The organism is Vibrio sp. V04_P4A5T148 (assembly GCF_963875605.1).
GTDB classification, from domain to species: Bacteria; Pseudomonadota; Gammaproteobacteria; order Enterobacterales; family Vibrionaceae; genus Vibrio; species Vibrio anguillarum.
This window is the reverse complement of sequence record NZ_CAWNMS010000018.1, coordinates 62,427-73,632: the sequence shown is the minus strand read 5'-3', so window position 1 is coordinate 73,632 and position 11,206 is coordinate 62,427. Positions and strand designations below refer to the sequence as shown.

6 protein-coding genes and 1 pseudogene are annotated in these 11,206 nt (G+C 44.8%); 5 read left to right on the top strand and 2 right to left on the bottom strand.

The window, feature by feature from the left end; all coding sequences use genetic code 11:
* The first annotated feature begins 107 nt into the window (after positions 1-107).
* Both AACT18_RS01645 and AACT18_RS01640 read left to right on the top strand, forming a co-directional pair.
* Positions 108-1,202 carry a NapC/NirT family cytochrome c gene (locus tag AACT18_RS01645; protein ID WP_017044754.1) on the top strand — a complete coding sequence of 365 codons (1,095 nt, stop codon included), beginning with the start codon at positions 108-110 and terminating at the stop codon, positions 1,200-1,202.
* A 22-nt stretch (positions 1,203-1,224) separates the two neighbouring features.
* On the top strand, positions 1,225-3,672 hold the full coding sequence (locus AACT18_RS01640) for a molybdopterin guanine dinucleotide-containing S/N-oxide reductase (RefSeq protein ID WP_094144242.1): 2,448 nt from the start codon (positions 1,225-1,227) through the stop codon (positions 3,670-3,672).
* 69 nt (positions 3,673-3,741) lie between these two features.
* Here AACT18_RS01640 and AACT18_RS01635 read toward each other — a convergent pair whose 3' ends face one another.
* Positions 3,742-5,202 (bottom strand): DEAD/DEAH box helicase, encoded by a 1,461-nt coding sequence (locus AACT18_RS01635; RefSeq protein ID WP_094143451.1) that lies wholly within the window; start codon positions 5,200-5,202, stop codon positions 3,742-3,744.
* Positions 5,203-5,476: 274 nt separating this feature from the next.
* On the opposite strand from AACT18_RS01635, the gene AACT18_RS01630 reads away from it, so the two are divergent.
* The 3 genes from AACT18_RS01630 (at position 5,477) to AACT18_RS01620 (ending at position 8,384) form a co-directional block, all read left to right on the top strand.
* On the top strand, positions 5,477-6,913 hold the full coding sequence (locus AACT18_RS01630; RefSeq protein WP_026028850.1) for a 6-phospho-beta-glucosidase: 1,437 nt from the start codon (positions 5,477-5,479) through the stop codon (positions 6,911-6,913).
* A gap of 107 nt (positions 6,914-7,020) precedes the next feature.
* Positions 7,021-8,025 carry a LacI family DNA-binding transcriptional regulator gene (locus tag AACT18_RS01625; protein ID WP_094125674.1) on the top strand — a complete coding sequence of 335 codons (1,005 nt, stop codon included), beginning with the start codon at positions 7,021-7,023 and terminating at the stop codon, positions 8,023-8,025.
* Between the two features lie 137 nt (positions 8,026-8,162).
* Entirely contained in the window at positions 8,163-8,384 is a 222-nt protein-coding gene (locus tag AACT18_RS01620; protein WP_010319365.1) for a hypothetical protein, read from the top strand.
* 148 nt (positions 8,385-8,532) lie between these two features.
* On the opposite strand, the pseudogene AACT18_RS01615 reads toward AACT18_RS01620, so the two are convergent.
* Positions 8,533-10,915, bottom strand: a pseudogene (locus AACT18_RS01615) (glycoside hydrolase family 2 protein).
* Positions 10,916-11,206 lie beyond the last annotated feature (291 nt).

Genomic DNA, 11,206 nt, shown 5'->3' with positions numbered 1-11,206 from the left:
GTTGACATCCCTCTTTGGGGGTATGATTTCCTTATGGAATACGATGCGCATCACATAAATGCAACGTGTTCTGTCAAAACCACATCCGTTGAGATTTGTGAGGAATAATGAATATTAAAAAAAGAATGATAGTGGGAGTTCTTGCTATTGGGGTGCTGCTCGGTTGGTTAAGCCTTGGAGGGACTCATGTCATCTTAGAAAAAACGTCGAGTACGGAATTTTGTCTCTCTTGTCATACTATGCAAGCACCCTTTCAGGAGTATCAAGGCTCGGTACACTTTAGCAATGCCAAAGGCATCCGTGCAGAATGCGCTGATTGCCATATCCCCACTGATACTATGGATTATTTAGTCACTAAAATCAGGGCGTCCAAAGATATCTATCATGAGTTCATTACCAAGAAGATCAGCACACCTGAAAAGTATGAAGCGCATCGAGCCGAGATGGCTGAAACTGTCTGGGCGCAATTAAAAGCGAACGATTCTGCGACCTGTCGTTCATGTCACAGTGAAGATGCGATGGAGATTTACGACCAAACGGTGCAAGCACAAAAAATGCATCAGTACGGTATCGACAATAATCAAACCTGTATTGATTGCCATAAAGGTGTGGCGCACATGCTTCCTGAAGTCAAAATGGACAGCCAAGCATTAGCCCATTTAGTCGAAGAGGCTAAGTTAACCCCTGTGGGCACTTCTATTGTTTATGCGATGCAATCTACGCCCATTTCTGATTTCGGAACGATCAATCCAGCGACGCCGCTGAAAGTATTGAATGAAAGCGATGGCAAACGCACCGTTGAATTGAGTGGTTATCAGATGCAAGGTGCAGAACAAGTCTTGTATATGGGTGAAGGTAAGCGTGCTGTGATTGCTATGTTAACTGAAGCAGGGCAAAAAGCATTGAGCGTAAAAGAGTATAACGAAGATGCCTACGGAAATCAGTGGCGTCAAGTAACACTTGCCGGGGACATCGACACGCCAGTGTTGGGTAAAATGGATTCGCTTTGGGCATACGCTGAGCAATTGGACAATGTTTACTGTTCAACATGTCATGCCAAAATTCCGAGTAACCATTTTACGGTTAACGCGTGGCCTTCTGTGGCAAAAAGTATGGGGGACCGTACCTCTATTTCCGCAGAGGATCTAGAAATCCTCACGAAATATTTCCAATACAATGCGAAAGATGTTGTTGCCCAATAAAAAATGAAATAAGGATTCAGTGATGACTACTCTCACACGTCGAAGTTTTCTAAAAAGCGCTGGTGCAACTGCAGGTGCGGTCGCTATTTTTTCGGTTAAACCTATGCCAGTTCTCGCTTCCGCACCGCGAGGAGCTGGTGTACTGACTGCTGGGCGTTGGGGCGCTATGCTGGTTGAAGTTAAGGATGGGAAAATTATTTCCTCCAAGAATGCATTGCCGCAAAGCGTACCCAATAGTCTACAAACCTCAGCGCCAGATCAAGTGCATACTCAAGCTCGGGTCAAATACCCGATGGTGCGTAAAGGTTTTCTAGCAAATCCCCATATGCCAGATGGTAAACGAGGAGACGATGAGTTCGTCCGCGTTAGTTGGGAAAAAGCGCTGCAATTAATCCACCAACAGCATGCTCGTATTCGCACTGCTTATGGAGCCGAGTCAATTTTTGCGGGCTCTTACGGCTGGCGATCCAGTGGGATTTTACATAAAGCCCAAACCCTACTGCAACGCTATATGAGTATGGCGGGAGGCTATTCGGGTCATTTAGGTGATTATTCTACGGGTGCTGCGCAAGTCATCATGCCTTACGTTGTAGGCTCAATAGAAGTGTATGAACAACAAACAACTTACCCTGTTGTACTTGAAAGTAGTGATGTTGTGGTGCTTTGGGGGCTTAACCCTATTAATACACTGAAAATAGCATGGAGCAGTACCGACGGCGCGGGGCTTGAGTTTTTTAATCAACTCAAACATTCTAAAAAAACCATTATCGCTATCGATCCTATGCGTTCGGAAACCATCGAATTTTTTGGTGAAAACGCTCAGTGGATTGCACCGCATCCTGGTACTGACGTTGCGATGATGTTGGGGATCGCCCACTCATTAGTTGAAAAGGGCCAACATAACCTCGAATTTTTGAATAAATACACCGCTGGTTACGACAAATTTGAAGCTTATCTGCTAGGTCATTCTGATGGCACGCCAAAGACAGCACAATGGGCTGAGGCAATTTGTGGCGTTCCTGCCAAACAACTAGAGCTATTGGCTGATATTTTTAGCAAAAATAGAACTATGATCATGGCTGGTTGGGGAATCCAACGTCAGCAATATGGTGAACAAAAACACTGGATGCTTGTCACTCTGGCTGCAATGCTAGGGCAGATCGGTTTACCCGGTGGTGGGTTTGGTTTTTCATATCACTATTCCAATGGCGGTAACCCAACGCGAACTGCGGGTGTTTTACCTGCTATATCAGCGGCTATTGATGGTGGTTCATCTGCGGGTAATGATTGGGCCGTTTCTGGAGCAGTAAATAGTTTTCCTGTGGCTCGTATTGTAGAAGCGTTGGAAAACCCATCCGGACAATATCAACACAACGGTCATGAGAAAACATTTCCTAACATCAAAATGATCTGGTGGGCTGGCGGTGCAAACTTTACTCATCACCAAGATACCAACCGTTTGATTAAAGCGTGGCAAAAGCCGGAACTCATCGTTATCTCTGAGCCTTATTGGACTGCAGCCGCAAAACACGCTGATATTGTACTGCCCATCACGACGTCATTTGAGCGTAATGATCTCACCATGACAGGGGATTATAGCAATCAACATTTAGTGCCGATGAAACAGGCAATTGAGCCTCAATTTGAAGCGCGAAATGATTTTGATGTATTTGCTGATATGGCGGAGCTGTTAAAACCGGGCGGACGTGCAGTGTATACGGAAAATAAATCCGAAATGGAATGGTTGGCTGGTTTCTATAAAGGAGCTCAAGCTATCGGTCGCCAGAATCGGATTGCAATGCCTAACTTCAGCTATTTTTGGAAACAAAATCAGCTCATTGAGATGAAATGGAACGAAGCGAACGCGAAGTTTGTGCGTTATTCCTCTTTCAGAGAGGATCCTATCCTGAACCCTCTTGGTACACCAAGTGGTAAGATTGAGATCTTCTCCAAAACCATCGAAGGCTTCAAATATAGCGATTGCCCGCCACATCCTATGTGGATGCCGCCAACGGAGTGGGTAGGGAATGCTCAAGCCGATGAACTGCAATTGATGACATCGCATGCGGCTCATCGTCTCCATAGCCAGTTAAACTATGCGGCACTACGCGAGCAATATGCGATAGCAAACCGTGAACCGATCTGGATTCATCCAGAAGATGCAAAAGTTCGAGGGATCAAAGATGGCGATCTTGTCCGTGCTTATAATCAACGTGGCCAAGTCTTAGTTGGCGCGCTGATCACGGATGGAATTAAGCAAGGTTCGGTCTGTATTCATGAAGGGGCATGGCCCGATTTTGATCAACCTCATGGTTTATGTAAAAACGGAGGATGCAACGTACTGACCGCTGACATACCTACTTCAAGGTTAGCCAATGGCTGTGCTGGTAACTCTTCAATTGTGAAAATAGAGAAATATGTAGGAGAGCCACTTCCTCTAACCGCATTCACACCGCCCAAAGGCGCGTAAAAACAAAAAGGCCACTAGATGAGAGTGGCCTTTACTTTTTAATCAGAGAGTCGTAATCAGTGAGTAATATCAGCTCGCCGCGATTTTGTTTGTTCTACGAGGTCTATTTTGTCCAGCCGATCCGCTTCTCGTGGGTTGGTTTGCACTTGGTTTGTTGCTGTTTGAACGAGTGGAATTGGCCGCTTTCGGCTTTCTGTAATTAGTTTTGGTATTTGCGCTTATGCTGTGACCTTTTGCTACATCACCAGAGCGCTGTCCGTCATTATGTTCTGGTTTGTTCTTTTTCGGCTTTTTCGCTTTAATCGGTTGTAGCGAAGGAGATGCCGGTAATTTGTTCACTGGCGCAAAGCCTTCAACCTCAATTCGTTCTAGTAAATTTTGGGTAAGGCGCTCAATGGCAAACATGTCTTTTGCTTCATCGGCGCAGACCAAAGAGATTGCATTTCCTTCGGCGCCTGCGCGGCCTGTACGGCCAATTCGGTGAACATAATCTTCAGGGACGTTAGGCAATTCAAAGTTTACCACTTGTGGTAATTGGTCAATATCAATGCCGCGAGCGGCAATATCCGTTGCTACTAAAATGCGGATCTCACCACTTTTAAAATTGGCCAATGCCTTAGTACGTGCGCCTTGACTTTTGTTGCCATGAATCGCGGCGGCGCTGATGCCACTGCCTTCAAGTTGTGCGGTTAAGCGATTAGCGCCGTGTTTAGTTCGTGTAAATACCAACGCTTGTTGCCAATTATTTTCTTTGATTAGTTGAATCAATAGCGCTGGTTTTTTCGCTTTATCTACAGGATGCACCCACTGTTTGACGGTTTTGGCGGTACTATTGCGTGGCGTAACCGAAATCTCGACTGGGTTGTTAACTAACCCTTTCGCAAGTTGGCGAATTTCATCAGAGAAAGTGGCCGAAAAGAGTAGGTTTTGACGTTTTGCTGGCAGCAGTGCAAGGATCTTTTTAATGTCACGAATGAAGCCCATGTCTAACATGCGATCCGCTTCGTCTAAGACCAAAATTTCTAATTGGTTAAATTTAATCGCATTTTGGTTGTATAAATCCAGCAGTCGACCCGGCGTCGCGACCAAAATATCTACTCCACGACGCATTTTCATCATCTGTGGGTTAACTTTCACACCGCCGAAAATAACTTCAGAGCGTAGTGGAAGGTTTTGCCCGTAAGTTGCCACGTTGTCGGCAACTTGCGCGGCCAATTCACGTGTCGGCGTCAGAATTAATGCACGCACTTGGTTGGGGCCTACTTTTGGGCCTTTAACTAATAGATCCAAAATGGGCAGGGTAAATCCTGCTGTTTTCCCGGTACCTGTCTGGGCCGCTGCCATCACATCTTTGCCTTCAAGAACGGCTGGAATAGCTTGCGCCTGAATTGGCGATGGTGTTTCGTAACCTTGAGAAGCAACGGCTTTCAGGATGGCATGGGATAAACCCAGAGAGGCAAAACTCATTAAAATGTCTCGATATGTAAATAAGGAAGTGATCCGCATCACGTTGCGGAAAGGCGCAAGCATACAGTAGTCACAGCAAAAGTGCTACGGAATGTCTCTGTTTGCCACTTGTCAGTAACAAATAGTGCGTATTTTCTTCCGAGAACATTAGAATTATTAATTTAAATGTAACCGGTTTCCGAAACCGGTTACATTTTTACGATAATCGTTTATGATGTCACGCAAAGTAGCAAAGCGATGATGTATTTCTATACCACGTGTCCACATGGCGTGAAATAGCATATTAGATCGACATAAGGGTACATTGAGTCAGCAAATGAAGACGAGGTAGATGACGATGGCAACGAATGGTTTTCCAAAAGATTTTTTATGGGGTGGGGCTGTAGCAGCACATCAAGTTGAAGGTGGATGGAACCAAGGTGGAAAAGGAGTCAGCATTGTCGATGTGCTCTCAAAAGGAGCGCATGAAGTACCTAGGGTGATGACCTCCGGTGTGGATGCAAATTATTTCTATCCTAATCATGAAGCCGTTGATTTTTATAGTCATTACAAAGGTGACATTGCACTTTTTGCTGAGATGGGTTTTAAATGTTTTAGAACCTCAATTGCTTGGACTCGTATTTTTCCACAAGGTGACGAAGTCTCGCCCAATGAAGCAGGGCTACAATTTTATGATGATCTTTTTGATGAATTGCTGAAATACGGCATTGAGCCAGTTATTACGCTTTCGCATTTTGAGATGCCATTCCACCTTGTACAACAATACGGGGGATGGGCAAATCGCAAGCTTGTGGATTTTTTCGTTAACTTTAGCCAAGTGGTGATGGAGCGTTATAAACAGAAAGTGAAATACTGGATTACCTTCAATGAGATCAATAACCAGCGAAATTGGGAATTCCCACTGTTTGGCTACTGTAACTCAGGGGTGATCTTCACTGAACATGACAACCCAGAGCAGGTGATGTACCAAGTCATGCATCACCAATTTATTGCCAGTGCTTTAGTGGTCGATCTCGGTCATAAGATCAACCCTCAATTTCAAATGGGTAGCATGATTCATATGATGCCGCTTTATCCCGCGTCGTGTCGTCCAGAAGATATGATCCGCTCTCAAGAAATGATGAGAGAGAAGTACTTGTTCAGCGATGTGCAAGTTCGTGGCTATTACCCAAGCTATATTTGGCGTGAATGGGAGCGAAAATCGATAACCGTTGATATGCTCGATGGCGATGAAGCGATACTGCGTAAGGGTTGTGCCGACTACCTTGCGATCAGCTATTACATGACGAATATTGTCTCTGATGATCGCAACGCTGAAGGTGAAACAACCAGTTTATTTAAACAAAGTCGCTTAAACCCTTATCTCACAGCGTCTGATTGGGGATGGCAAATTGACCCGGTAGGGCTTCGCTACGCGCTTTCTGAGTTGTATGAACGCTACCAGAAACCGATTTTTATTGTCGAAAATGGTTTTGGGGCGATCGATGAAGTCGATGAGCAAGGCCAAGTGCAAGACGATTATCGGATTGAGTATTTACAAGCACATATACGAGAAGTGAAGAAGGCCATTGCTATAGACGGCGTTGATGTCATGGGCTACACCCCTTGGGGCTGTATCGATTGTGTGTCGTTCACCACTGGTGAATATAAAAAACGTTACGGTTTCATTTATGTAGACAAACACGATGATGGTTCTGGTTCAATGGCTCGCAGTAAAAAGAAAAGCTTTTACTGGTATCAGTCCGTGATCAAAACCAATGGCGAACAATTATAAACGTGGAATGACAATAATAATTGTTGATTGAGAGCGTTCATCCAGCTTAGGAAATTAGGTAAACTCCCTCGGCTTCCAAGAGTCGGGGGTTTTTATTAGGAGTCACCATGGCGACAATCAATGACGTTTGTAAAGCTGCGGGCGTGTCTAAAGCCACCGTATCGCGCGTACTCAATCAAACTGGCCAAGTAAAAGCAAGTACGCGAGAAGCCGTTTTACAAGCCATGTCCACCTTGGGTTATCAACCTAATGTGTTGGCGCAAGCATTAGCCACAAACAGTGCAAATGCGATTGGGCTGATACTTCCTCAGTTTCAAGGGAGTTATTTTGGCAGCTTATTGCATCAAGCAGCACAAGGTACCGAGCAAGCACGTAAGACCTTACTTGTCATGGACAGCCACGATAATGCGACAGGCGAATTAGCAGCAGTGCGCTCATTGCTCACTCAGCGTTGTGACGCCATCATGCTTTACAGCCGCCATTTGTCGAATCATGAGCTGGCATCATTGCAATCTGATGTTTCAGTGCCACTGATTGTACTCAATCGAACCTTGGAAGAAGTCGGTTTGCATAGTTTTGGTTTTGAGCAGCATCAAGCCGCTTCTTTAGCGATTAATCACTTGCTTGAACTTGGCCATCGCCGCATTGCTTGCATCACTAGCCCTTTGGACAGTGATACAGGACAACAGCGATTTGCTGCTTATCAGTCAGGCTTGCAGCAGGTTGGTATTGAGCTCAATCACACGCTCGTTGTTGAAGGTGATAATTCTATGCTGGCGGGTTATGCCGCGGTTCAACGGTTATTAGAACAACAGAGTGAGTTCAGCGCTATTTTTGCCTGTAACGATGATATGGCACTAGGAGCAATGCGTGCACTTTACGAACATGCCATTTTGGTACCCAATCAGGTCTCCGTGATGGGGATTGATGATGAGCCCGCTGCTGCGTATTCGGTGCCCAATCTCTCAACAATATCGCTTCCTATTGAGCAACTGACGAAGGATGCAGTAGCCTTGGCCCTACAATTGGCTGAAGGGAAGGGCTCGGATGATGCCAAGATACATCGCTATCTAGGTAAGCTGGTGCTTCGAGAATCAACGTGCGCACCTTAAGAGGCCTCGCAGATTAATGACTCATTGAAATAATGAGCATTTATTTTAATTAACTGTATAAATCCACAGTTAATTGCTTGACATTATGTCACTCTTTACTAAGCTGTATGTATGCACAGTGAAGTTGGAGGTGAAATATGTTGTGGGAAACGCTAGAACGAGTTAACCGCCTTCGCCAAGAAGCGTTAGCCAACCCAGACTTTGTCCAATCCGCGCAAGACCATGAAGAGACATTGAAGCAGGTCGAGCAATACTTTGAACCAACGAAACGACGCAAGGCAGCAAAACGTGCAAAAACCCTTGCAGATATTTATCAACAGACTGAATTTGGTGAAAATCCATCTGGTGTCCAACATTAGTCAGTGTTTGACATGAGTCAGTGTTTGACATGAGCCAATGTTGAATATGCATTAGCAAAAATGGTTTAGCTTGCAAAGAGCTGCTTGATACGCAGCTCCTTTTCGTTTCCTTCCTTAAGGCTGATCGCTTGTCTTTATTCGGCTCAGTTCATTCAGCCAGTTGATAAATAGTACAGTTTAAGTCAGATTTATCGTCTGAGCTAAAGGCGATTGTCCGCATTTGGTTGGGGAGCAAAAAGAAGCTGGAATCAGAAAATTGTAGTACGTTGTCATGTTCTAGGTGAACGTAAAGTGCAGGTCGGTCAGTGGTCAAACAGAGACTGCCCGCACGATATTCACTCAATATGCGAGCCGATTTTAAGGGCAAGCGTTTGGGTACATCCGGCAGCCAAAAATTATCCCGCTGGCCATCTGTACTGACAAAGTAGATCGCTCCTTTTTCTGGTGTAAAAATCCTTTATTGTGTGTTGCCACACGATTTGGTTACTCTCTTGGGGCAGTCGTTCATTGATTGACCAATGCTTTCGCAATTCTCCTTCCCATCCAAACCAATATATGTCACCCACAAGGTATTGCTCACCGGGCGCATCATTAATGGCTCTCAGTGATAGGTGTTTCTCATCTTCAGAAAAACAGGCCAAAAGCGGGTTATAAAACCGTTTGGCGTGATAATGTAATTGCTTCCAGCGTCCAGAATACTCAATGCTTGACCAAGACGCGACGGGCCAGTTGTCATTGAGTTGCCAATATAATATGCCACGGCAAATCGGTGAGGTTGCCCGCCACGCTTCGACAGCCGTTTTAATCGCCATGGCTTGCTGAACTTGGCTCAAATAAAGCATCTGCTGGAAGCCATTCGGGAAACGGAAATAGCGAGTAAACATTTCGGTGATGATGCTATTACCACGAGCATTCTTTTGGTGATGTTCAAAATGAGGCGCACTGATATTCCAGTCGCTTTCTGGGATAATCTGCTTCACTTCACTAAATGAAGGCCAAGACTGATAACCGAATTCTGAACAAAATCGTGGGGATATTGAATGGTAAGCGTCAAAGGATTTACCTGAATGCCACACATCCCAAAAATGCATGTCACCTTTATTATCATCATGCCAAGCGTCACCAAAATCTAATTCACCATTGCAAGGTGAGCTTGCCCAAAAACGGCGACTTGGATCTTGTTCATTGACGAGGATTTCTAAAAAACGATTGAGTCGGTCGTAATTGACTAGGTATTTTTCACGGTTTTCTCGAGATTCTGGATACCAAGTTAATGAACCAATCACCTCATTATCACCACACCAAATGGCAAGGCAAGCATGGTGCTTCAAACGTTGTATTTGTTGTGTGACTTCTTGCTTTACCTCTTCTAAGAAACTCGGTGTTGAAGGGTATTGTGCACAGGAAAACATCAGATCTTGCCAGACTAATAATCCGAGTTGGTCGCAAAGTTGATAAAAATGATCGTGTTCATAATCACCCCCTCCCCACACACGAATCATATTCATGTGAGCTTCTTGTGCGGCTCTTAACAGCTGTTGATAACGGGAAAAATTGACTTTGCTTGGCATGGCGTCCATTGGTATCCAATTCGCGCCCTTCACTGATATCGAGACCTCATTCACGATAAAGGTCATTTCACTGCCGATGGAATCTTGATCAGTGCGCAACGTGAGACGTCTTAAGCCAACTTGGCGGTTGATCTGCTGCTGTGCCATGGTAATAGACAGTGTGTATAAATAAGGGTCACCGTAACCGTTTGGCCACCAGAGATGCGGATGGTGGACATCAATATCCACACTGCTTTGGTTGCAAAAAGCCTCACTATCGATCGTAATGGTTTGATCGCCAAAAGTAAGTGTGATGGGGGTTGAGAGCGATTCGCTATGCCGTATTCTCACGTGCAGCGTAACGTGTGTTAAAGCATGCCAAACTTGTTCAATATCCACACCCAGCAGTGAATATTCTTGTACCGTTTTTAATTGCATTGGTGCGAAAATACCACAAACAGCAAGGCATATACCCCAATCCCAGCCACTGTGGCATTGAGGTTTTCGCACTGTGTTCATGTGAGGAAGTTGATTATTCCCTTGCGCCCAAGGAATGGGAAAGGGCAGCTCATCGGCTCTTTGCTTTGCTATCGTAGCGGCAGGTTCAAATCGCCATTCAAAATGATTTACGCCAATTTGCAGATAAGGGCGAATATTAACGGTATAGGTTTGAAAAGCATTATAGCACTGTAGAACCTTCTGTCCGTTGATCCATAGATCAGCAAACGTATCGACCTTATTCAGCTCCAGTAAGTGGTTCGGGCACTGGAGGTCTGCCGCATTTAAAGTGATCGCTTTTGTTAATACCCAATGACATAAACCAGCCCACTGAACTTGAGATTCATTAGATGCATAATAGGGATGAGGGATCAAACCCGCTTGCAGTAATGCATGATACTGGTCACCGGGTAGCGTCATCGCGATTTGAATCTCGGGATACTCGGGTGAGCTCAATCGCCATTCACCGTTTAAATCAAACATAAATCCACCTCAAAAATACGATTTACAAGGGCTAAATGAGCTGATTTAACCATGCACTATGAAATAAAAATGTGCATGGGTGGCAGGCTCAAAAGTTGTGCGAAGTTTTTAGATTAAGTTGCGAAGTAGTCAATAATTATGATTTTCTTGACTTTAATTTGACGTCACTAAGCTTGACGAGCGGCTTGTTTTAACTTGTTTTGTCTTGCCACATATTGAAACAATTTGTTGTAAAAGTGTCCGTTTGTGGCGGTTTATATAAAGAATCATTTTGGAAATGGTGCTGAAAGG